The 22,446-nt window shown below is 38.7% G+C and carries 21 protein-coding genes; 11 read left to right on the top strand and 10 right to left on the bottom strand.

Features of this window, described 5'->3' with window-relative positions:
- Nucleotides 1-10 precede the first annotated feature (10 nt).
- From DRF67_RS05890 to DRF67_RS05865, 6 genes are all read left to right on the top strand, one after another.
- Nucleotides 11-742 carry an MIP/aquaporin family protein gene (locus tag DRF67_RS05890; RefSeq protein ID WP_115927396.1) on the top strand — a complete coding sequence of 244 codons (732 nt, stop codon included), beginning with the start codon at nt 11-13 and terminating at the stop codon, nt 740-742.
- A 12-nt stretch (nt 743-754) separates the two neighbouring features.
- Nucleotides 755-1,552, top strand: a complete 798-nt coding sequence (locus DRF67_RS05885; protein ID WP_115927395.1) for a hypothetical protein — start codon at nt 755-757, stop codon at nt 1,550-1,552.
- Nucleotides 1,553-1,785: 233 nt separating this feature from the next.
- Nucleotides 1,786-2,205, top strand: a complete 420-nt coding sequence (locus DRF67_RS05880; RefSeq protein ID WP_115927473.1) for a hypothetical protein — start codon at nt 1,786-1,788, stop codon at nt 2,203-2,205.
- A gap of 203 nt (nt 2,206-2,408) precedes the next feature.
- Nucleotides 2,409-2,813 carry a hypothetical protein gene (locus DRF67_RS05875; RefSeq protein WP_115927394.1) on the top strand — a complete coding sequence of 135 codons (405 nt, stop codon included), beginning with the start codon at nt 2,409-2,411 and terminating at the stop codon, nt 2,811-2,813.
- Nucleotides 2,810-3,778 carry a hypothetical protein gene (locus DRF67_RS05870; RefSeq protein ID WP_115927393.1) on the top strand — a complete coding sequence of 323 codons (969 nt, stop codon included), beginning with the start codon at nt 2,810-2,812 and terminating at the stop codon, nt 3,776-3,778. The genes DRF67_RS05875 and DRF67_RS05870 overlap by 4 nt, the downstream gene beginning before the upstream one ends.
- Nucleotides 3,779-3,890: 112 nt before the next feature.
- Complete coding sequence (locus tag DRF67_RS05865; protein ID WP_115927392.1) at nt 3,891-6,611, top strand: hypothetical protein; 2,721 nt, start codon at nt 3,891-3,893, stop codon at nt 6,609-6,611.
- A gap of 155 nt (nt 6,612-6,766) precedes the next feature.
- Here the strand turns inward: DRF67_RS05865 and DRF67_RS05860 are convergent, their stop codons facing one another.
- The 10 genes from DRF67_RS05860 to DRF67_RS05815 all read right to left on the bottom strand — a co-directional run bounded on the left by DRF67_RS05860 (nt 6,767) and on the right by DRF67_RS05815 (nt 17,174).
- A complete protein-coding gene (locus tag DRF67_RS05860; protein WP_115927391.1) occupies nt 6,767-7,267 on the bottom strand; it encodes a low affinity iron permease family protein in 501 nt (166 codons plus the stop codon).
- 186 nt (nt 7,268-7,453) lie between these two features.
- Nucleotides 7,454-8,650, bottom strand: a complete 1,197-nt coding sequence (locus DRF67_RS05855; protein WP_115927390.1) for a PepSY-associated TM helix domain-containing protein — start codon at nt 8,648-8,650, stop codon at nt 7,454-7,456.
- 162 nt (nt 8,651-8,812) lie between these two features.
- Nucleotides 8,813-9,433, bottom strand: a complete 621-nt coding sequence (locus DRF67_RS05850) for a hypothetical protein (protein WP_115927389.1) — start codon at nt 9,431-9,433, stop codon at nt 8,813-8,815.
- 29 nt (nt 9,434-9,462) lie between these two features.
- The gene (locus DRF67_RS05845) at nt 9,463-11,469 is read right to left on the bottom strand and encodes a TonB-dependent receptor domain-containing protein (protein ID WP_115927472.1); all 2,007 of its coding nucleotides are present in this window, start codon (nt 11,467-11,469) and stop codon (nt 9,463-9,465) included.
- 265 nt (nt 11,470-11,734) lie between these two features.
- Nucleotides 11,735-12,559: a GLPGLI family protein gene (locus DRF67_RS05840; RefSeq protein WP_228435746.1), complete on the bottom strand. Its 825-nt coding sequence runs from the start codon at nt 12,557-12,559 to the stop codon at nt 11,735-11,737.
- A gap of 136 nt (nt 12,560-12,695) precedes the next feature.
- Nucleotides 12,696-13,001: a 30S ribosomal protein S10 gene (gene rpsJ, locus DRF67_RS05835; protein WP_002661363.1), complete on the bottom strand. Its 306-nt coding sequence runs from the start codon at nt 12,999-13,001 to the stop codon at nt 12,696-12,698.
- Between the two features lie 16 nt (nt 13,002-13,017).
- Complete coding sequence (gene fusA / locus DRF67_RS05830) at nt 13,018-15,135, bottom strand: elongation factor G (protein ID WP_115927387.1); 2,118 nt, start codon at nt 15,133-15,135, stop codon at nt 13,018-13,020.
- Between the two features lie 6 nt (nt 15,136-15,141).
- Nucleotides 15,142-15,618 carry a 30S ribosomal protein S7 gene (gene rpsG / locus DRF67_RS05825; RefSeq protein ID WP_034677991.1) on the bottom strand — a complete coding sequence of 159 codons (477 nt, stop codon included), beginning with the start codon at nt 15,616-15,618 and terminating at the stop codon, nt 15,142-15,144.
- Nucleotides 15,619-15,641: 23 nt separating this feature from the next.
- Entirely contained in the window at nt 15,642-16,055 is a 414-nt protein-coding gene (rpsL, locus tag DRF67_RS05820) for a 30S ribosomal protein S12 (protein WP_002983146.1), read from the bottom strand.
- Between the two features lie 171 nt (nt 16,056-16,226).
- Nucleotides 16,227-17,174: an alkaline phosphatase family protein gene (locus DRF67_RS05815; RefSeq protein ID WP_115927386.1), complete on the bottom strand. Its 948-nt coding sequence runs from the start codon at nt 17,172-17,174 to the stop codon at nt 16,227-16,229.
- A 396-nt stretch (nt 17,175-17,570) separates the two neighbouring features.
- On the opposite strand from DRF67_RS05815, the gene DRF67_RS05810 reads away from it, so the two are divergent.
- From DRF67_RS05810 to DRF67_RS05790, 5 genes are all read left to right on the top strand, one after another.
- The gene (locus DRF67_RS05810) at nt 17,571-18,047 is read left to right on the top strand and encodes a Dps family protein (protein ID WP_115927471.1); all 477 of its coding nucleotides are present in this window, start codon (nt 17,571-17,573) and stop codon (nt 18,045-18,047) included.
- Nucleotides 18,048-18,143: 96 nt separating this feature from the next.
- Nucleotides 18,144-19,322 (top strand): nicotinate phosphoribosyltransferase, encoded by a 1,179-nt coding sequence (gene pncB / locus DRF67_RS05805; protein ID WP_115927385.1) that lies wholly within the window; start codon nt 18,144-18,146, stop codon nt 19,320-19,322.
- A gap of 74 nt (nt 19,323-19,396) precedes the next feature.
- The gene (locus tag DRF67_RS05800; RefSeq protein ID WP_115927384.1) at nt 19,397-19,867 is read left to right on the top strand and encodes a YciI family protein; all 471 of its coding nucleotides are present in this window, start codon (nt 19,397-19,399) and stop codon (nt 19,865-19,867) included.
- Nucleotides 19,868-20,050: 183 nt separating this feature from the next.
- Complete coding sequence (locus DRF67_RS05795) at nt 20,051-21,655, top strand: GEVED domain-containing protein (protein ID WP_115927383.1); 1,605 nt, start codon at nt 20,051-20,053, stop codon at nt 21,653-21,655.
- Between the two features lie 551 nt (nt 21,656-22,206).
- On the top strand, nt 22,207-22,446 hold the full coding sequence (locus tag DRF67_RS05790; RefSeq protein ID WP_115927382.1) for a bacteriocin-like protein: 240 nt from the start codon (nt 22,207-22,209) through the stop codon (nt 22,444-22,446).

Here is a 22,446-nt window from a genome sequence, read left to right as displayed (position 1 = left end):
AAAAACTCACATGACACCATTTATTGCAGAATTAATAGGGACAGCACTTCTTATATTATTAGGAAACGGTGTTGTTGCCAATGTTGTATTAAAAGATACGAAAGGAAATAATTCCGGCTGGATCGTCATCACGACCGCCTGGGCTTTAGCCGTTTTTGTTGGAGTAACTGTGGCAGGACCGGTAAGCGGCGCACACCTTAATCCCGCTGTGACCATCGGACTTGCTACTGCAGGACAATTTGAATGGAACCTCGTTCCCTCCTATATTGCCGCTCAAATGATCGGTGGAATGATCGGCGCATTTCTTGTATGGCTGTTTCATAAGGATCACTTTGCCATTACAGAAGATGAAGGTGCCAAACTGGCTTGCTTCAGTACAGGCCCGGCCATCCGCAAAACATCTTCTAATCTGATCAGTGAAATCATTGGAACGTTTGTGCTGGTATTTACCATCTTTTATTTTGCAAACCCCAGTATTTCTTTACAGGCGGATCCGGCAGCAAAAGTGGGACTTGGTTCTGTAGGGGCAATTCCTGTTACTTTCGTTGTTTGGGTCATTGGATTATCTCTGGGAGGTACCACGGGCTATGCTATCAACCCTGCCCGGGATCTTGCCCCCAGAATAATACATTCAATCCTCCCTGTAAAAGGCAGCAGCGACTGGGGCTACGCATGGATACCCGTTGCAGGACCAGTGATCGGAAGCGTAATAGCAGCTTTACTCTATGGAATTTTAACGTAAACAGGAATGCAAATGGCGAAAGTTCTAAAAGGAATCCTCCTCTGCCTGACAGCAGGAAGATTATTCTCTCAGGAAAGTACTGAGAAGAAGGAAAGCAGGCTTGATTTTACAGCCAATATTCAGAACAACCACTTATGGAGAGGATTAATCATTACAGATAAACCTGTAGTGATGGGAAATCTTTCCTACGCTCTGGATGCAGAAAAAAAATGGAAAGTGGGAATCTGGGGAGCCTCTGCCCTGGCAGATGATAAAGACAACACACACTATAAGGAGATCAACTATTATGTTCAGTATTCTGACGGACGTTTTTATATTGGATTATGGGATCTTTACAACTCAAGAAATATCAATACGGCAGTGGCTGCGGACGACATCTTCAGCTATTCTCAAAGAAGAACAGCGCATATTATTGATTTACGAACAAACTATACTTTCGGACCTTCTTTTCCAATTAATATTGAAGCAGACATCATGCTGTACGGAGGAGCTAATGCAGGGGAAGTACTCCTGGAATCTGACGGAAGCTATAAAAGAAACCGATATTCAACGTATATCCAGGCAAGCTATCCGGTCATCAGTGGTCAGAAAGTAAATCTGGATGCTTTTGTAGGGGCCGGTTTTGCCCTGAACGACAAAACATTTCTGTTTGGAAATGGCAAAAACAGCTTTGACATCGTGAATGTAGGGGTAAAAGCAGGAAAAGTTCTTAAAATCACAGATCACTACAGCCTTCCCGTTTCTATGATGGCCATGTGGAATCCATCTAACAAGTTCGCAAGGATCCAACTGGCTGCAACGGTTTTTTAAACCCGTCTTACGAAATTCATACAGAGCTGCTCACAACCCGGGCAGCTCTTTTTACTAAATTGGACAACCAACCGTCAAACTGCTGAATTGCTATTTTTTCCCATGAGGAAAACAACCGCTCTATGGCATGCAGTATTGAATCCAGATTTGTAATTCATGAAATTACTTTAATCACCGGGATTTTACGGTTTTTCGTTTGGCCAAATATGTTTAATTTTGAAAAAAAAGAAACTATGAAAAAGATTTTCAGCTTAATGGTCTTATTCGTTGGTATTTTTACTTTGGCCCAGGTAAAGGTCCCGTTTACTGGACACAGAAGTTTTGACATCATGAAAGGATACAGTGGCACAGGTACTCCCCATTATTATTTGGATGTAAAGAAAAACGGTGATGTTCTTTTCGGATATGTTCAGGTGAACCAGGCCAACGGAAAAGAGACTAAGGAAGAAGTCAATGCCGGTAAGTACGCTCCTGAGAAAGTGATGAAGGTGGTGTTCAAAAAGTACAATGAGACTTTCTTTGTTAAGTTCGATAAAAATAAAATATTTATGACTGACGAAAAGGGCAACGTCCGGAACCTTGAAGGCTGCTGCTCTTCCAGTGAAAGCCTTGATAAGGAAACCTGTACCTGCGAAAGCGAGTTCTATGAATAATACAGGAAGTACTGATACGAAGAATATTTTTACTTAATATAGGAAGAAATCTGTAGAACTGTTCAGGTAAGCCCTTTAATAGAAACAGCCATATGAAAGTATCCATAACGGCAGTAAGATCCGGATCATCAGGTGTGTCCGTAATCATAGGGATTTTACAGTTTTGTTTTTGGTTAAATATTTTTAATTTTGATAGAAAAGCTATGAAAAAATTTTTCAGTTTATTGCTATTATGCATAAGTATTTTCTCCTTCGCACAATCCCAAACCCCATTTACAGGGAAAAGAGATTTTAATATTGAAACCGGCGAGCAGGGATCAGGAGCTCTTTCTTATTATCTGGATATTAAAAGCAACGGAGATGTTCATTTTGGATCCGTTCAGATTGAACCGGAAAGCGGGAAGGAAAAGAAAGAAGTCATCAATGCAGGGAAATACAATCCTAAAGTCATGAAAGTACACTTCAAAACATATAATGAAACTTTTTATGTAAAGTTTGATAAAATGAACATCTATCTTACTGACGCTAACGGAAATATCAAAAAGTCTGACGACTGCTGTCCGGAAACGGATCAGAAGAACTGCGACTGCATGAGTATATATCAATGAAAGTAATACAAATCCTTCTCGTCTTTTTTATTCTTGCTTCCTGTCAAAAAGAAAAACATCCTTATACATTTTATTATTGGAAAACCAATTTAAAACTGGATCAGGAGGAAGAAAAGGTATTGGGCGAAGCCCCGGTACCTTTTCTTTACACAAGATTTTTTGATGTAGATAAAGCAGGCGGAAAGTTTCAGCCGGTGGCCGTAATCACTAAGGATAAAAGCTTCAGGACCGGCAAGCAGATCGTGCCCACAGTTTTTATTACCAATCAGACTTTTCTTGGTATCAGCCCGGAAGAGATCAGTTTTCTTGCCAAAAGCATCCATGAGCTGGTGGAGAAAAAAATCCGGGAGTATGATTTGAAAACCAATCGGGAGATTCAAATCGACTGTGACTGGACATCCGGAACCCGGAATGATTACTTCAAGTTTCTGACGGAGCTTAAAAGGGTTTCAGGAAAAGACATTACCTGTACCTTACGTCTCCACCAGGTCAAAGATAAAAAACAAACCGGCATCCCACCGGTAGAAAAAGTATATCTGATGTGCTACTCTACCTCTTCCCCATTAGAGAAGTCTGACAGGAATTCTATTCTGGATGTGAGTATTCTGAAAAGTTATCTTTCCAGGCTGGAAGATTATCCTGTGAAGAAGATCGAAGTCGCCCTTCCCATTTATTCCTGGGGTATCGTCACCAATCATCTGGGAAAACACCGTTTAATCAATGCATTATCTGAAAAGGATCTTAATCACCCTGCCTTTAAGAAAATATCAGCTCATGAAGCTGAAGTCCTTAAGGATGGCTTCTATTTTGGAAGCTACCTGAACAGGGGATTCAGAATAAAGGTAGAAGAAATATCTGAGGAACAGCTGGATGAAGTCCTGAGTTTTCTGGAGAAAAAAATACCTGATTTTACTATTATTTATTATCAATTAGATAGTAAATTTGTTTCAGATCGAAAATTTTAAATCTATTGCGATGGAAGCCAACCGTTTTCAGGGACCTTAAATTCTGAAAAGCGCATCTTCTTTTCAGCGTGATGATTAACGACTTAATAAAACCAAAAACACTATAAACCTTATGAAAAAGTATATTCTTTCGCTTGCGGTTGTATCACTTTTCTATACGAAATCTGACGCCTGTGCATGGTCGGATCCGGACTATGAGTACTTTAACCTGTTTACGCAAAGCATTATAAAGGATAAGTCTTATCTTCCGTTCCTTCATAATTATTCTGCAAGATTTTATACGGGATACAACGCTGCCCTGATTCCGGATGACAATATTGAAACCTGGAAAAGATTCTTCAACAATCAGCTTAATGATTCAGAAACCAGAAATCTGGTCTATACCATGAGCTTGAATGATCTGAATGCATTGAAAAACGGCAGCCCTTCCAATCCTCTTTTACAAAAACTGGGGACAGGCTTTTACCAGAAATATAAGGAAGCAATCGACTATCTGATTGAAGCCAAATACCTGGAACCCTACATGAGAATCAATTATATTGCGGGTGAAAACTCTTTTTACTATGACAGACGCGATACGGATAAGAATGCCACCTCACTGGATTACCATAAAACATTTACTGCCCTAACGTCATTGTACAATGCAGCCAAAAACCCTGAGATCAAGCAGCGCTACGGATATCAGCTTGTAAGGTTTAATCATTATACCAGAAACTATGATGCCGCAATTCAGGCCTTCAAATCGTATATAGAACCTATCAAGCTAAGAGGCCCTGTCTACTTTATGGCATTGGACCAGCTGGCAGGGGCACAAAGAGGGCTCGAGAAAAATAATGATGCCAACTGGAACTTCTTTCAGGTATTTATGAACAGTAGAGACCGCAAGGAGTCTGCATTTGTCTCGATGAAGCTTTCGGATACCGCTTCGTTCAGTAACATCATGAAAAGAGCCAATACGAATGAAGAAAAGAATATGGCCTATTTTCTTTTAGGCTATGAAGAGTTCAACAATCCGATTCCCATCATGGAGAAGATGTATGACATCAATCCGGATTCAGAGATTCTGAAAGTAATGGCGGTAAGAAGCATCAACGAGCTGGAAAGAAGCTATCTGCCTACGTACTACTATACTGCCGCAGCTTCTGGCACAGTGTTCGTCAACAGAGGTAATACCGAAACGGAAACTTCAAAAGACACCAAGGTTGATCAGGCAGCTCCTGAAGTAAAAGAAGAAAAAATTTCTTTCTGGCAGAAAATCGTAAGATTCTTCAAAAATCTCTTCGGAGGTTCTTCTAAATCCGGTGAAGGAAGCCAATCCGACCAAAGTAATGATGAGCTGTTCAGCAATCCGGACAGGATTCCGTTTTATACCCGGTCCTCCTATTACTATGATGATAAAACCCAGGATTATCTGAATGATCTTGAGAAATTCACAGAGAAAACCAAGGAAAAATCTAAGGATGAATATTGGCAGATCGCAAATGCCTATCTGAAATTCCTGAAGAAAGACTACAAAGGCAGCACTGAAATCCTGGACGAGATCAAAACAACCAATCCTGAATATCAGGAAGAGATCAAAAGAATGAGAGTTCTTAATGATATTGTTTCACAGCCCAAGGTTGATGCAGCTTTTGAAGATCATCTGATGAAAGATTATGCTGAATATTTTGTGGAAAAGAAAGTGGAAAAAGATACTGTAAATACTCAAAACTATGACTATTATGGCGACACTCCCTCTACTGCTGATTTCCTTAAAGATGTTATCGCCAACCGCTACTTCCTTCAGGGTGAAGATGGAAAATCTTTCCTGATGAACAACAAATTATCAGATCTCCAGTACAATCCAAACTCCAGTCTGGTAAAAAGTGTTGAGGATTTTTATAAAAAGCCGAACAAAACTCAGTTTGAACAGCAGATCATCGCTAAAAATATGGATAGCGTCGGTAATATCGAAGCATTCTTCAGCACCATCTATGGGGATCGCGCCATGAGGCAGGCAGATTTTGAAAAAGCCAAATTATATTATGAAAAAGCACAAAGCTTTGCAGGAATTCCAAGAGTAGAATCTGAATGGACAGACAACGGTCAGAAGATCAGCATGAAGCAATATGCATCTACAGACTACGATGGTTTTGATAATATCTCCAGTCTTGTCTTCGGCCATAATGTTTGGGAAAGCTTTTCAAGCCCGGATACCGAAAGTATGAAAGCTGAAAATTATGCTGACTTCCCTTTCATTAAAAGTAATATGAACAAACTGGAACTGGCTAACGTCCTGCTTCAGCTGAAAAAAGCAGGAACCGGAACGGATGAAAAAGCGGCTAAGGCCAATCAACTCATCGGAAACCTACTGTATAATACCTCTATTTTAGGGTATTACCGACAAGTGTTTGTGATGGATATCGATAACAGCAATGGCGGTAAATATAATTTCTGGAATACGGACCGGAAAAATCCTTATAAGTATTATTATAAAAATTTCCTTGACACCACGTATATTGAACCGGATAACTTTGATCTGGCTATCAGTTATTATCAAAAAGCCCTTAAGCTTGCCAGCAATAAAGAAGAAAAAGCAAGGATCTTATTCCAGATGGCAAGTGCCGAGCAAGGTAAATACTACCAGTATGAGGCAAAAAACCAATTGAAATACAATTATTCTGATCCGAAGTGGTCTGAAAAGGAACAAGCTCACCAGAAAGAACTGGACGACATGAAAAATCAGAAATACAGGACGTATTTTACCCAACTGAAATCCCAGTATGGAGATACTGAAACCTCTCAAAACCTGATGGGCAGCTGCAGCTACTTCAGCTATTTTATGAAAAGATAATTAGGTTGAGCAAGATGCAAGAAGGATGAGAGAAGCGTCAATAGGATCGTTTCTTAATGGTAAGATAAAATTGACTGGCCCAGTAGCCCCACTTTTCATTATCAGAAGAACATGTTATCCGAAGCTCACTACTTACTGATAAAAAAAAGGAATCCTTACGATTCCTTTTTTTGTTTTTCCTGTCTCTGAAGCCATTCTTCATGTTTCTTTTTGAAGAACTCATATTTATAATTCTGGTTTCTCTGTGCAGCATCAATGGAATGGGAAGTATGAATATCGGCATCCTTTTTGGCAAACTGAGCCAGGTTTTCATAATAATGGTGAAGCTGATCGAGTTCTGATTCGGTAAGGTCTTCAATATCTACAATCCTGTTGCTGGCTTTTTCATGGGCAGCAATGATTTCGTTCAACTTGATCTGTATGGCTTTGGAGTCTTTGTTCTGTGCCTTTTGGATCAGGAAAACCATCAGAAACGTGATGATCGTTGTTCCGGTATTAATGACAAGCTGCCATGTTTCAGAATAATCAAAAAAAGGCCCTGAAACGGCCCAGACTACTACAATAAGCATTGCTCCCAGAAATGCATTTCCACTTCCTGTAAATTTCACAGCCTGGTTTGAAAATTTTTCAAAAAAATTATTATTTCTATGACTCATTATAATTTATTTTCCACTAATAAATGTATAAAATTAACATGAATCTTAACGTAAAAATAATTCCAGAGATAATCATCCCATACTTTAATGAAGCACATGGATCTCTAGTGAATAGAATCACAGATTTGAACGTGAGAAAAATATTTCCGGGAATCAAAAAACATCTCGCACTCCCCTACTTTTTGATTATTTCATTTTTCTTAACCGATGCCACCATATAATAAATCCCGTTACCGGCAATGAGCATCCGGCAAGCGAAATGACAAAATACAGGATAATACTTGGCAGCCCCATGATCTCTCCGGTATGTAATGGCTTGGCCAGGGAGGTGAATTGTTTGTTCAAAGGTTTATCTGAAAATAATTCTTTGGTCTTAAAGTTTCCGGTTTTATCAAAGGTTATTTCATCGGGAAGCATCATTCCAAGGAGATTCTGCGTGTTGGTTTTGATGACAACATACCTGGGGTTTTCTTTGTTGGGTAATTCTATACTGGTTACTGCAGGGTATGGAAGATGTTGACCCGCCAGTTTTAAGATTGCATCAATGGATGCGGAAGGTGCATCTTTGAGATTTTTCTTTTCATCCTGTTTTTGCAGCATATCTTCAAGGAGCCCGCCAAAGGCGTCATCGACGCTGTCATTCTCCTGGGAAATATTAGCAATAGAAGTCCCTCCTAAACCGACAATCATCGCGTTTTTCACCCACGGATATGTGACGTATAATCCGGTAGCTGCCATAAAAAAAAGCATCAGAAAGGTATAGAAGCCAAGGGTATTGTGCAGGTCGTAGTTGACGCGTTGAAACTTTGCCTTCCACATAATGGTAAGCCCTTGCTTCAGAAATTTTAATTTTTTGGGAAGCCAGAGGACAAATCCTGAAATCAGAAGGAGACAAAATATCAGCACTGAAGCACCAACAATCTGTCGGCCTGCATTTCCCATCATCAGGTTTCTGTGCAGATCGAGAACCACTTCAAAGAACCTGCCCGATCCCACTTCGGGCTGTCCAAGGATTCGTCCTGTGTACTGATTGTAATAAGCACTTTTATCCAACTGATTTTCACGGTAACCAATGACATAGCTTCTGTCTTTCTGTTCCGGAATAACCAGAGAGGTAAGCTGCTTATTCTGCTGTAGTAATTCAGCCTGGATCTGGTCAGGAGGTTTAGGCTGTCCGGAAGCTGAGGCAAGATAGATTTTATCTCTGTTAGTAAAATCCACGATCTGGTTTTTGAAAGCGTATAAGCAACCCGTAACGCACATCACAAAAACAATGGCACCGGATAGCAGACCTAACCAAAGATGGATCAGCCATGACAGATATTTGGTGACCGGCTCATTTTTCCTTCTTTTTCTATAAAGACTTTTAAAGAATGTTTTCATTATCTTGCTATAACAAAAACATTAAGACAGCAAAACTGTCTTAATGTTCTATAAAATTAAAATTGATATGAATATATTAATACGTTAATACGTCTTATTTTTAAAAGCTGCGAACCAAAGGCGCGGATCATAAATTTCTACAGGCCTTCAGGCTACTTCAACTTATTTACGTCCTTTGAACTGAACATCTTTTACAATGTCTTCAAATTTTGCATAATGTTCCGGAGTCAGCACTTTCTGAATAGCCGCTTTTCTCTGGGCATCAAATTTTTCCCAGTATTCTTTGGCCAGGTCATTGTTTCCGTGGTACACATCGTGGGCATCATTGAACGCTTTTTCAAATGCATCATTAGCCGCATTTACAACTTTAAACTCATCTTCAGAAAGCTGCCCTTCAGTCTTGATTCTTTCCAAAAGCGCATGATCATATCTCGGTCTTTTTCTGGAATTTTCATCAACGAATTTGTTGAATTTTTCCATTTGAGGTCCATCAAGAACTTTAGCCATTTCAAGAGATTGCTGTGCTCTCAGTTCTTCATTTTTAATTCCCAGAGCGACACGGTCCATTTTTCCACCTTGGGCTTTTGCTACCTCGAAGTTCTGCTGCTGTAACTGTTGGTATTTGGCAGTGATCTCATCAAAGCTTTTGGTCTGATCAGGAGTCAGCTGTACTTCTGTTTTATACTGATTGTAGTCTATCCCTTTCTTTTTGTCTCCGGAACAAGAAACGACCAACAGGGTAGAGAATACTATAGCGATTGTTTTGATGTACGTACTTTTCATTTATATTTTTTTTTTAGGTTTATCTATTTTTAGAAGAAGTAATTGGCTCCGAACTGATATCTGATTCCGTCCACTCTGAATCCAAAGTTATTTGCAGGGTCGGAGGCATCATTACGTATATTTTTGTCTAACAGATTATAGACCCCGAAGGTAAATCGCACGTGCTTATTCAGCCTGTAAACGGTTCCCAGATCCCATAAGAAATAAGCAGGTATCGGATATTCCTGAGCTCTTCCTCGGCTTACGCCCGGCTGGCTCTCACTTCTATAGTTTCCTCTTGACCAGAATTCGAAACTTTCGCTGGCTTTCCATGAAAGGTTCGCATTTACCATATGCTTTGGAATCCTTGCATACGGTTTGTTATACAGCTGAGGAATTTCATCCGATTTAATCTTGGTATCGGTGTAGGTATAGTTGGCTTTTAATACAATCTCTTTCGTCACATTAACTCCCAGGTTAGCTTCTACCCCCATACTGTTGGCCTTACCCAAATTTTCTCTTGTTGAGATAAAGTCGTAGATATGGTTATAGATGCTTTCAAACTGCTTACATTCTTCGCTGTTGTTACATTTTCTAACTTCTACCAGTTTATTTTTAAAGTCGGTGTTAAATCCTGTTATACCCAGGCTAACCACTTTTTTATTATCCTCAAACATCACGGTCAATTCCTGGTTAAAGCTTTTCTCAGGTTTAAGGTCTTTGTTTCCGATGATCACCCCGTCCTGCGTTCCGCCTCCGGTTACCTGTCCCCATCCAGGATTTACAGCTCTTAAGCCTGGTGCTTTATATCCCCATGAAGTTCCTCCTTTTACGGTGAAGTTATTGTTAACATTCCATACCAAATAACCTCTTGGTGTAAAGTTGGAACCGTAATTTTCATCATTATCAAGACGGGCACCAGTGACAAGATGAAGCTTATCAAGCAGGTTCCAGTTTCCTTCTGCAAATGCAGACCAGTTCCAACGGGTTAGTTTGGTTACGATATCCCCTTCGGATTTGATCTTGTTTCCTAAATCATTCAGTCTTTCATATCTGTATTCTCCCCCGAAACTGATCACGTGCTTTTTAATATTGAAGTTATTCAGGCTGTAGGCAAGGAACGTCTCATACCTCATATCCCTGTTCGGGTTGTTGGTATTATCATATTGAATGTAAGAGTTCGTATGAAAGTTTGAATAATCTCCTTTATGGCTTAATGAAAGTACATTTCTTTCATAATTATTACGTGAGCTTTTTGCCGTAGGAGCCAATGAGTAACCTGGGTTCTGATTTCTCTCCTGACGGTTGTAGTCGTAGTTTAATTTAAAAGTATTCTTGTCATTCGGAGTAAGGCTGAATTCTGTCCCGAAGGCTTTGATCACTCTTTCTGTAAATCCCCCTACAAACTTATCTTCATTTCTGTCAGAATAGCTTCCTGTAATCTTCATTTGAAGAAGATTCTTTATTAAAGATCCTGCTGTATATCCGTCTATCTGATAAGTATTCCCGGATTCTTTATGTACCTGCTGAATGAGACTGGTCCCAACGGATCCTCTCCAGGTATTCGTAAGTTTTTTTGTGATGATATTGATCACTCCCCCCATCGCATCGGATCCGTATAAAGAAGACATAGGTCCTTTTACAACTTCAATTCTTTCGATTGTTTCCAAAGGCGGCATCCATCCCTGCTCGATTCCGGGACCGTCCGAATTGGGTCTTGTTTCTCTTGTATTGATTCGCTTACCGTCAATGAGGACTAAAGTCTGCCCGGATTCTGCTCCTCTTATTGAAAAGTCACTGGTACTTCCTCCTCCTGTTACAAATACACCGGGAATATCCTGTAATGCATCTGTAATATCTCTGTATGCTCTTTTCTTAATGTCTGCCTGGCTTATTACAGAAATTGTTGCCGGGGCATCTTTAATTTTCTGAGCATATCCTGAACCTGTAATTACAACTTCATCTATCGTACTGCTCTTCAAAGTATCCTTATTTTTTTGGGCACTTACTAAAGTCGTTCCTAAAACAAGGAGAGAAAAAGATACTGTTCTTATCATCACTAATTTTTTTGCAAAATTATTATTTTTAATCATTCTAAATAAATAATACAGGATGATATATCTCATTGCCAAGAGTAACTGAATATAAAATTCTAAATACCATCTACTATCTTAAAAGATACTCTTAACAATAAACCCATTTGATTATAAATAAAAAAAAGATGCACCTGATAAAGTAACATCTCATTAATTATTGAAAAGCAAATTAATTCTTAGCTTTAGAAATCATCTATTTATTTACCTATTCTTCGGCAATACTATTTTATTTAGGATATTTTACAGCTTTATCTATTTCTATAGGGTTGTTTTCTCTTAGCATTATTTTTCTTCGTTCGTCAGCCATTCCTTTCAGCTGATCTATGCTTTTAATCTGTACACCAGAAACCCAAAATGTATTGTCAGGATTAGTATTTGATTTGAACGATTCCGCAACTTCATGTAAAGGATCATTATAGAGTTCCAGCTGTTTTTTTGTAATGATCTTCTCAGTCACAGGAAGAGGTTTCTTTCCCATAAAACTTTCCAGAAATGGAGTTTCATAAGTCTTTGGATACTTCATGCTTTTAGCCAGTTTAAAAATATAGTTCCTGTGAGTATCTTCTATTTCAAAGATGAGTCCCGGAAGTCCACGAAATTTATAGGGCCCTTCACTTAAATTGATACTTTTACAAAACCAGGCAATCCATTGTCTTCCTCCAAAATTAGAAGTTGCTTTCTGTAATATATACTGGCCGTTAACTTTGGTTTCCTCTGACAGTTTCCAGTTGATTTTATCATTTGATTTTAAGGAATAAAAATCATTCAGCATAATGAGCGATATATTTTCAAAAGAGTTTCTCTTTCGGACAACAGCAGGAAGATCATCATCCCACATTGCATTCTTTCGGCCTCTGATTGTATTTAAAGAGTCATTTTCTGCATAATCATAGGGATAGAATTTTACATCAGTAAGATTAACATCGAGAATCATATTGGCTTTGGTAAAATCTTTTGCCAATGAATCTTTTTTATAATCAAGCTGGTATACAAAACGATGCGTCTGGGCACCGAACAATAAAGGAAATAATAAAAGTATTAGTGTTTTCACAACATAGGTTTGAATCAAAAATATCAATAATATTTGGATCTATCACAACAGGTAGTTGTTGTTTTGAATAGGGAAACAAAAAAATCCGTTCCTAAAAAGGAACGGATTCTATAATCATTGCAAAGTATGCAAGTTATCACACTTTAATTTCAACGTCTACACCTGAAGGAAGTTCTAATTTCATTAGAGCATCAACAGTTTTAGAAGAAGAAGAGTAGATATCCATTAGTCTCTTGTGAGCTGATAATTGGAACTGCTCTCTTGCTTTCTTGTTTACGTGCGGAGATCTCAACACTGTGAAGATTCTCTTATTCGTTGGTAATGGAATTGGACCGTTTACAACAGCACCAGTAGCCTTTACCGTTTTTACGATTTTCTCAGCAGACTTGTCTACCAAGTTGTAATCGTAAGATTTTAGTTTTATTCTGATTCTTTGTGACATTTCTTTAATTTAAAAATTAACCTTTTGCTTTAGCGATGATTTCTTCAGCAACGTTTTGTGGAGTAGCTTGGTACTTCTCTAATTCCATAGAAGAAGTAGCTCTTCCTGATGAAAGTGTTCTTAGAGTAGTAACATATCCAAACATTTCAGAAAGTGGAACTGAACCTTTGATTACAACAGCACCGTTCTTTTCTTCCTGACCACTGATAGTACCTCTTCTTTTGTTAAGGTCACCAATGATGTTACCCATATATTCTTCCGGAGTTACAACTTCCAGTTTCATAATAGGCTCCATAATTACTGGCTTAGCAGCACGTCCCGCTTCTTTAAATCCTAACTTAGCAGCCATTTCGAAAGAAAGAGCGTCAGAATCCACCGCGTGGAAAGATCCATCTTTAAGAGTAACTTTAATACCTTCAACTTCGAAACCAGCCAATGGACCGTTCTTCATTGCAGCTTTAAATCCTTTTTCAATAGCAGGAACGAATTCTCTAGGAACGTTACCACCTTTGATCTCATTGATGAATTCTAAACCAATCTTACCTTCGTCTGCAGGTCCTAGTTCAAATACAATGTCAGCAAATTTACCTTTACCACCTGATTGTTTTTTGTAAACTTCTCTGTGGTTGGCAACTTTTGTTAAGTTTTCTTTGTACTCTACCTGAGGTTGTCCTTGGTTTACTTCAACTTTGAACTCTCTCTTCATACGGTCAACAATGATATCTAAGTGAAGCTCACCCATACCAGAGATGATTGTTTGTCCAGAAGCTTCGTCAGTTCTAACCGTAAACGTTGGATCTTCTTCAGCCAATTTAGCTAGAGCGTTACCCATTTTATCCTGGTCAGCTTTAGTTTTAGGCTCAACAGCGATACCAATTACCGGATCAGGGAAAACCATCGATTCAAGAACGATTGGGTTTTTCTCGTCACACATTGTATCACCAGTTTTGATAGATTTGAAACCTACCGCAGCACCAATATCACCAGCTTCAATATATTCTACCGGATTTTGCTTATTAGCGTGCATCTGATAGATTCTAGAGATTCTTTCTTTATCTCCTGAACGGGTGTTCAAGATATAAGAACCAGCATCCAGTCTTCCAGAGTATGCTCTGAAGAATGCTAATCTTCCCACGAACGGGTCAGTAGCAATCTTAAATGCTAGAGCAGAGAAAGGCTCATCTACAGATGGCTTTCTTGTAATTTCAGCGTCAGTTCTTGGGTCAGTACCTTTGATATCATCTTTATCCAATGGAGAAGGCAAGTATTTACATACTGCATCCAACATAAACTGTACTCCTTTGTTCTTGAATGAAGAACCACAAGTCATTGGGATAATAGATAAATCGATAGTAGCAGCTCTCAATGCAGCATTGATTTCTTCTTCTGTAATTGAATCCGGATCTTCAAAGAATTTCTCCATCAAAGTTTCGTCATATTCAGAAACAGCTTCTACTAATTTCTCTCTATATTCAAGAACCTCATCTTTCATGTCTTCAGGAATTGGAACTACCTCGAAAGTAGCACCTTGTCCAGCTTCATCCCAGATGATCGCTCTGTTTTTAATTAAGTCTACAACTCCTTTGAAATCTTCTTCAGCACCGATTGGTAAAACGATTGGAACTGCGTTAGATCCTAACATATCTTTAACCTGGTTTACCACGTTAAGGAAGTCAGCACCTTGTCTGTCCATTTTGTTTACGAATCCCATTCTAGCAACTTTGTAGTTGTCAGCAAGTCTCCAGTTTGTTTCAGACTGAGGCTCTACTCCATCTACTGCTGAGAATAAGAATACCAATCCATCCAATACTCTTAAAGATCTGTTTACTTCTACAGTGAAGTCAACGTGTCCCGGTGTATCAATGATGTTGAAGTGGTAAGGCTTAGTATCTGCAAGAGGTTTTCCCTGGTCTGTTGGAAAGTTCCAAGAACAAGTAGTTGCAGCAGAAGTAATTGTAATACCTCTTTCTGCTTCCTGCTCCATCCAGTCCATTGTAGAAGCACCATCGTGAACCTCTCCAATTTTGTGGTTTACCCCTGTATAGAATAAAATCCTTTCAGTAGTGGTCGTCTTACCCGCGTCAATGTGAGCAGCAATACCAATATTTCTTGTAAATTTAAGATCTCTACCCATTTCAGATTAGAATTTAAAGTGTGAGAAAGCTTTGTTAGCTTCCGCCATTTTGTGAGTATCAGATTTCTTTTTGAAAGCAGCACCTTCTTCTCTTGAAGCAGCTACCACTTCATTAGCTAATTTCAAAGCCATAGACTTATCATTTCTCTTTTTAGAGTAGCTAATTAACCATTTCATTGCCATAGAAATTTTTCTATCAGCTCTGATTGGCATAGGGATTTGGAAGTTAGCTCCACCTACTCTTCTAGAACGTACTTCTACGTGAGGCATAACGTTTGTTAATGCATCTTTCCAGATTTCAAGGGCTGTTTTTTCCGTTTCTCCTTTTTTAGTTTCTACGATATCTAATGCATCATAGAATATTTTGAATGCGATTGACTTCTTACCGTCAAGCATCAAGTTGTTTACGAATCTAGTTACCAATTGATCATTAAACTTTGGATCTGGTAACAACGGTCTTTTTTTCGCTTTTGTCTTTCTCATTGCTTCTGTACCTTATTTAATGATTATTTTTTCTTTCCTTTTGCAGGTGCAGCTGCTGCTTGTCCTGGTTTAGGTCTCTTAGCTCCGTACTTAGATCTTCTCTGAGTTCTTCCATTTACACCAGCGGTGTCTAATGCACCTCTTACGATGTGGTAACGTACTCCCGGTAGGTCTTTCACCCTTCCGCCTCTAACCAATACTATCGAGTGCTCTTGAAGATTATGTCCTTCGCCCGGGATATAGGCGTTAACTTCTTTACCGTTAGAAAGTCTTACCCTTGCTACTTTTCTAAGTGCAGAGTTAGGTTTCTTCGGTGTAGTTGTATATACTCTCGTACATACACCACGTCTTTGTGGACAAGAATCAAGGGCAGCCGATTTGCTCTTCTTGGCAAGCGTGGCTCTTCCTTTTCTTACTAATTGTTGAATAGTAGGCATTTAATTGCTTTTTATTTTAGGGTGCAAAAATAATAATATTTTTTTAATTGACAAGCAGTTATGCATTTTTATTTCTTTCGAAAATCTTTACAAATATTTTTGCACCTGTCTGAAACCTGCATCCTTTTTATATTATTGAATCTTTTTTAAACCAGAAGATTAGATGAAAAATTATTTAAAAGCCTCTTTGATTACTTTTCCTTTTGCATATTGCACCGGAACTCTTAGAAGTTCAGCAATCGTACTGGCGATATCAATCTGCTCGTAGTCTCCCGTGCTGATAATAGTGTTCTTTTTAAAATCGGGTCCCATGGCAAAAAACTCTATATGCCTGCATCCTGCACAGTCATCTCCATGTTCTGCAAAACCTCCGTTCGCATCTATATGTCTGCCATGATCGTTAGAAACAATAAGTGTTGTTTTATCTTTATAAGCAGGAAGTGACTGCATATAATCCCAGATCTCTTTGATAGATGCATCGGTCGTTTTAATGGCTTTGATATATTCATTCCAGTTGTTGGCATGGCCGTAAGAATCTACATCTTTAAAATTGATGACTATCATATTTGGACTGTATTTCGCCATAACCTCTTTGGTTTTCGTCATGGTGATAAGGTCTTCACGATACCCTGATCCGTTTCCGCTCACGCCACAGTCTACACTTGGCTGGAACTTGCCTTTCCAGTCTGCCAGTTTACAGTCATTCAGAACTTCCAGTTTATCTTTAGAAGCAATCACCCATGCTTTTGTTTTATCTGCTCCGGTAAACTTCAGCCACTGTTGCATTACAGATGGAAAACCCGGTAATTCAGTTCCGTTATTTTTGATATTCTCATACACTCCTGAACACATCGCGCTATGTCCGGGATTGGTATTGGTGGTTCCGTTATTTTTAAAATTACTGATAAATACTCCCTGGCTGAGGAGGCTTACCCTATTAGGGATATTCTCTTGGTTAGCCGCTTCCCATGTTTCTGAAATTCGGGGCCCGTCCACGATAAGCAGCACTACATTTTTCGTCTGGTACTTTTCTTCAGTTTTGATTTGTGCTTCCGTATCATGGGTACTGCACGAAAATACAAAGAATGATATCATGAGATATAACAAGATCTTTTTCATAACTATTTATAGTATTTGTAGAATTTGAGTGCAAAGCTAGAAAATCAGCAACCCGGATGTATTAACAAATCATTATCTAATTTTTAAAAATTCAATAACCGGGGAATAATACCAGGAAATTAACAAGTCAGTTTTCCGAAAGTTTTGACAGAGCATAAAGGAACCATAACACCTGTATTATATTGTTAAAAACCTCATCAATCCAAACTATTTTAAAAAAATTTCTTATAGTTACCATCTATTGATAATTCGTAGAGTTCGGCACGATATTTCGTAAATTTGAAATAGTAAACAGTAATGAACGTATTAACTGCTATCTGTAACCATAACAGCCAACATTCAAAAAAGGCTAACGATAGCACCTTGTACATGACCTTTAAAAATAAATATATACATATGAAAAACGCTAGTATTATCGGCCTTAATGAAGCCGATTGCAAGAAAATCTCAGAAAAACTAAATGTACTATTGGCCAACTATTCGGTATTCTATCAGAACACAAGAGGTTCTCACTGGAATATTAAAGGTGACCAGTTCTTTACGCTTCACCCGAAGTTTGAAGAGCTTTATAATAGTCTGGTCTTAAAAATTGATGAAATTGCAGAAAGGATTCTTACGCTAGGAGCTACCCCAGCGCACAACTATTCTGATTATTTAAAAGTAGCCACCATTAAAGAAAGCAAAGAAGTAACCGATGCTTCGAAAAGTGTTGAGCTGATCTTAAGTTCATTCAAAGTTGTGATAGACCTTCAAAGAGAGCTTTTAGACATTACGGATGAAGCGGGCGATGAGGGGACAAACTCTCAGATGAGCGACTATATTACCGAACAGGAAAAAGAAGTCTGGATGTACAATTCCTATCTGGGAAAGTAAACAAATACATATCATCAAAATATTTCAAAAAAATCGTCTTACATTTAGACGATTTTTATTTTAAATTTTTATATTTGCGTTAAAATTACACATATTATGAACGACGTAAGACTGAACTCTATTCTAGATAATGATTTCTATAAAATAACCATGCAAAATGCAGTGGTAAAATTATTTCCAGGCTCTATTGTAAAATATGAATTTATCAACAGAGGAAAGCATCATTTTCCTGAAGGTTTTGATGTTGCCCTAAAAGAGGCTGTCAACAAAATGGCAGAATTAAAACTCACCAAAGATGAAAAAAAATTCATGGCCAGAACCTGTCCATATATCGATCTCCCCTACCTGGACTTTCTGGAAGGCTACCACTATGATCCTTCTGAAGTAAAAATCATCCAGGAGGGAGGTGATCTTTCAGTAACCGTTGAAGGGCTGTGGTACCGGACAATTCTCTGGGAAGTTCCTTTGCTCGCATTGATCAGCGAGCTTCATTATGAGATGAATCATATGGAAAGAGATTCTAATGACGTTGTGATGAGTAAAACCATTGAGAAGGCAGATTCATTGGCTAAGCTGGGTGTCACTTTCGCAGAATTCGGAACCAGAAGAAGGCATTCTTATAAAGTACAGAATCTTGTTATGGAAGCCTTAACACAGAAAAAAGAATCTACATTTATCGGAAGCTCTAATGTTCATTTTGCCATGAAGTACGGAGTGAAACCAATTGGAACCCATGCTCATGAATGGTTTATGTTCCATGCTGCAGAATATGGATTTAAAATGGCGAATGAGCTAGCTTTGGAACATTGGGTAGATGTATACAGAGGCGATCTTGGAGTAGCCCTTTCCGACACTTATACTACGGATGTTTTTTTCCAGCAGTTTGATAAGAAATTTGCCAAACTTTTTGATGGTGTACGTCACGATAGTGGTGATGCGCTGGAATTCGCTGATAAAACCATTGCCCATTACCAGAACAACGGCATCAATCCCATGTTTAAATACATTATATTTTCAGATGCACTGAATCTGGAGAAGGTAGAGGAAATCACCAATTACTGCCGTGGAAAAATCGGAATATCTTTCGGAATAGGAACCAACCTTACCAATGATGTAGGACTGAAACCAATGAACATCGTGATGAAACTTATCGGTGTACAGGCTCCTAATAAAGAGTGGATTCCAACAGTAAAACTATCTGACGAACATGGAAAATATACTGGCGACCCTAAAATGATTGAACTTGCGAAAGAGTTTTTGAGGATAAAAGAGTAAGATCAGATGCCAAATATCAGATCTTAGACACCAAATGCCAGAAGCTGATATTTAAACTTATAACTAGAAATGCTATGAAATTAAAAATTTGCATATTCCTGAGCCTTGCAGGAGGGATATTATCTTTCGGTCAGGAAAAGAAAAAAGAGCCGGTAAAATTCAACCAGGAGCTGGCTACCACCCTGGGTGCCGACCAATATGGCATGAAGCCTTATACGATTGTCATGCTGACTACGGGTACTGCTAAAATTGAAGATAAAGCGAAAATGAACGAACTGATGAAGGGGCATATGGCCAATATCGGCAAGCTTGCCGATGAAGGAAAGATTATTGTTGCCGGACCTTTTCTAGAAAAAAACAAGGAAAATTACCGGGGCATGTTTATTTTCAATACCAAATCCAAAGAAGAAGCTGAGCAATGGGTAAAAACAGATCCGGCAGTAAAAGCAGGAGTTTTCGGTTATGAAATTTTCCCATGGTACGGATCTGCAGCATTGCCTCTGTACCTTAAGCACCATGACGAAATAACGAAAGAAAATCCCTAGATTTTTAACCCTACCTACGCTAAAAATGGGAAAACAAGAAACAATCAAAACCAAAAAACAAATTAAATTATTTAACCAAATACTGATATATTTAAATAATTAACCATTAAATACAAATTTCATTAATAATTTGTTCGTTTTGTAAAATAGTATTACATTCGGTAAAATTAAAAACTTTACCTTATGAAGAAATTACTATTCTTGAGTTCACTGGCACTTGCCACTATGGGCAGTGCTCAGATTTTAGTTAATGAAAGTTTCGAAAACGGAACTTATCCTGGCTTCGTCATCAGCGGTGGCTACACTGATCTTAGCGGTGGTACAGCCAACACTTATCTCGGAAGCACCTGTGACGGGAACATATTTATAGGTGCTGAGTCCTACGGGTCAAGTGTAGCGAACAGAACCATCAATCTCGTTTATACAAAACCAGCCAGCGTAACCGCTAACGGAAAAAAAATCGATATTTCTTTCCAATTTACTACAGAACCTTACTCCATGACCAGCAGCATCGGTGGTGTCATCAATGTTGAATATTCCACGGATAACGGTACTACCTATACACCGGTTGGAACTCCCATTACACTGACCAGTGCAGCGCAGACCTGTGTACCGTTTACGGGCACTATTCCTGAAAGCGCCAATGTGAATGGCAATTTTATGCTAAGAATCCAGACGGTAGGAAGCTCTGGTAACTCATTCGATTTTTACAGTTTTATAGATAAAGTAAGTATCAAACAGGAAGTAACAGCACCTCCGGCGTGTACAACAATAAGCGCTCCGGTTACCGGTGCAACCGGAGCTTCTGTACGACAGCAGATCACATGGGCTGCCACAGGAGGAGCAGAATCCTATAAAGTGAAAGTAGGAACAACCCCTGGAAGTTCAAATGTCTATATGGGAACAACCACCAATACATTCTATGCCCCTGCATCAAGCAGCGTATTTCCAGAAAACACCCTGCTTTATGCATCGATTACTCCAACGAATACTTTAGGTGATGCGACCGGTTGCCCTGAAATCTCTTTCACCACAGGAGCCAATCCGTTTGCGCCATATTGCGGTCCGCTATTCGCAAAATCCAATGTGTATCCAATTTCCAATGTCGTCCTGAGTGATATGACCAACACTTCAAGCACTGCAGCTAATACCGGAAGCGGTCACGAAGACTTCATTTCAAAAATAGCAACGGTTTCAAGAGGATCTTCTTACCCTCTGACCTTAGCTGGTACAGGGCTTGGAGCCAACAGATTCGCATTTACAGTATTTATAGACTGGAATAAGAATGGAAGCTTCGGCGATCCAGGCGAATCTTATTTTGTAACTTCTGATTTCGCAGGCGGCACAGGAAATACTGTAACCGTTAACAAAAACATTACCGTACCCGCTTCAGCAGCGTTAGGAAATACAAGAATGAGAGTTAAGTATCAGTTCAACAGCTCTACAACGTCAGTAAGAACAGAATTATCTGATCCATGTACGGACGTGAACCAGGGACAGGTTGAGGACTACACAATAAAAGTAGAAGAGACACTGGGAACTTCTGAAACAGTGGCTAACAGAAAAGCTGACCTATCAGTTTACCCTAATCCATTTAAAGATATTCTAACAATTTCTGATACTAAAGATGTAAAAACCATTATCGTCAGCGATGTATCCGGAAGACAGTTAAAAACCCTTGCTGCAACCCCTGAGATCAATCTTTCCGACTTGAATGCAGGACTTTATCTGATCAGTCTTCAAATGAAAGACGGAACTACTAAGACCATTAAAGCAGTGAAAAAATAGTATATACCAAAACCATTATAGGTAAAAGCAGCAGTTGTTTAACTGCTGCTTTTTTTATGTTTTACAACGATTCGGGAAGTATTATAAGCTTCCCTATCATCATCGAAATTAAAAGAAATATTCTCAATCAGTACAGATGGGATAAGGTCTTCTTATGCGAAAACAACAATTAGGATCGCAAGCTGCATAGCCTGGTCTGCACACTCCATCGATTGGAAGTTCACATCCGGATTCATTTCCGCCTAAAACATTTTTTAAGACGCTTCTGTTTAAAACTTTTAAATTTTTCATAGGTATTGGTTTATTTAATTTCCTACTCTTTAAGATTTTCGGATATCTCTCTAAGGTATCTCTTAATTACGGGAATTAAATATACTGCTTATTTTTCAAACCGCTACTTTTCAAATAATTACAAAAACCCGAAATAACATTTTATATTTATTTCTTGTAAAAAAAAGAATTATTTTCACTATTTTAGATTAACCAAAAAAAAATAATTACAGTCTGATTGCAAATAAGTTACCATTACCATTAACATAAAACTTAATTCCATGAAAAAAATGAATCTCACAAAACTTTCGAGAACTGAATTGAAAGAAGTATCCGGCGGATATTTGTACCCGGCATTGTGTCACGGCGGATGTCACGGTGAAGCGATGATCAGATGTCCTGACGGCTCCACCACGATGACTGATTATATATGCATCAACAACAGATGTGAAGTGAATACCGGATTCTGTAAACCTTTGGTTCTTGAACCCCTACCGGAACCCATTGTACTTACTCCATAA

Source organism: Chryseobacterium pennipullorum, from assembly GCF_003384725.1.
Lineage (GTDB): Bacteria > Bacteroidota > Bacteroidia > Flavobacteriales > Weeksellaceae > Chryseobacterium > Chryseobacterium pennipullorum.
The sequence above is the reverse complement of the archived record's forward strand: the minus strand, read 5'-3'. Positions and strand labels throughout refer to the sequence as shown.

What these genes read in the sequence shown, in the direction of transcription:
- DRF67_RS05890 (WP_115927396.1), top strand. Translation starts at nt 11, where the DNA reads ATGACACCATTTATTGCAGAATTAATAGGGACAGCACTTCTTATATTA.
- DRF67_RS05885 (WP_115927395.1), top strand. Translation starts at nt 755, where the DNA reads ATGGCGAAAGTTCTAAAAGGAATCCTCCTCTGCCTGACAGCAGGAAGA.
- DRF67_RS05880 (WP_115927473.1), top strand. Translation starts at nt 1,786, where the DNA reads ATGAAAAAGATTTTCAGCTTAATGGTCTTATTCGTTGGTATTTTTACT.
- DRF67_RS05875 (WP_115927394.1), top strand. Translation starts at nt 2,409, where the DNA reads ATGAAAAAATTTTTCAGTTTATTGCTATTATGCATAAGTATTTTCTCC.
- DRF67_RS05870 (WP_115927393.1), top strand. Translation starts at nt 2,810, where the DNA reads ATGAAAGTAATACAAATCCTTCTCGTCTTTTTTATTCTTGCTTCCTGT.
- DRF67_RS05865 (WP_115927392.1), top strand. Translation starts at nt 3,891, where the DNA reads ATGAAAAAGTATATTCTTTCGCTTGCGGTTGTATCACTTTTCTATACG.
- DRF67_RS05860 (WP_115927391.1), bottom strand. Translation starts at nt 7,267, where the DNA reads ATGAGTCATAGAAATAATAATTTTTTTGAAAAATTTTCAAACCAGGCT.
- DRF67_RS05855 (WP_115927390.1), bottom strand. Translation starts at nt 8,650, where the DNA reads ATGAAAACATTCTTTAAAAGTCTTTATAGAAAAAGAAGGAAAAATGAG.
- DRF67_RS05850 (WP_115927389.1), bottom strand. Translation starts at nt 9,433, where the DNA reads ATGAAAAGTACGTACATCAAAACAATCGCTATAGTATTCTCTACCCTG.
- DRF67_RS05845 (WP_115927472.1), bottom strand. Translation starts at nt 11,469, where the DNA reads ATGATAAGAACAGTATCTTTTTCTCTCCTTGTTTTAGGAACGACTTTA.
- rpsJ (WP_002661363.1), bottom strand. Translation starts at nt 13,001, where the DNA reads ATGTCACAAAGAATCAGAATAAAACTAAAATCTTACGATTACAACTTG.
- fusA (WP_115927387.1), bottom strand. Translation starts at nt 15,135, where the DNA reads ATGGGTAGAGATCTTAAATTTACAAGAAATATTGGTATTGCTGCTCAC.
- rpsG (WP_034677991.1), bottom strand. Translation starts at nt 15,618, where the DNA reads ATGAGAAAGACAAAAGCGAAAAAAAGACCGTTGTTACCAGATCCAAAG.
- rpsL (WP_002983146.1), bottom strand. Translation starts at nt 16,055, where the DNA reads ATGCCTACTATTCAACAATTAGTAAGAAAAGGAAGAGCCACGCTTGCC.
- DRF67_RS05815 (WP_115927386.1), bottom strand. Translation starts at nt 17,174, where the DNA reads ATGAAAAAGATCTTGTTATATCTCATGATATCATTCTTTGTATTTTCG.
- DRF67_RS05810 (WP_115927471.1), top strand. Translation starts at nt 17,571, where the DNA reads ATGAAAAACGCTAGTATTATCGGCCTTAATGAAGCCGATTGCAAGAAA.
- pncB (WP_115927385.1), top strand. Translation starts at nt 18,144, where the DNA reads ATGAACGACGTAAGACTGAACTCTATTCTAGATAATGATTTCTATAAA.
- DRF67_RS05800 (WP_115927384.1), top strand. Translation starts at nt 19,397, where the DNA reads ATGAAATTAAAAATTTGCATATTCCTGAGCCTTGCAGGAGGGATATTA.
- DRF67_RS05795 (WP_115927383.1), top strand. Translation starts at nt 20,051, where the DNA reads ATGAAGAAATTACTATTCTTGAGTTCACTGGCACTTGCCACTATGGGC.
- DRF67_RS05790 (WP_115927382.1), top strand. Translation starts at nt 22,207, where the DNA reads ATGAAAAAAATGAATCTCACAAAACTTTCGAGAACTGAATTGAAAGAA.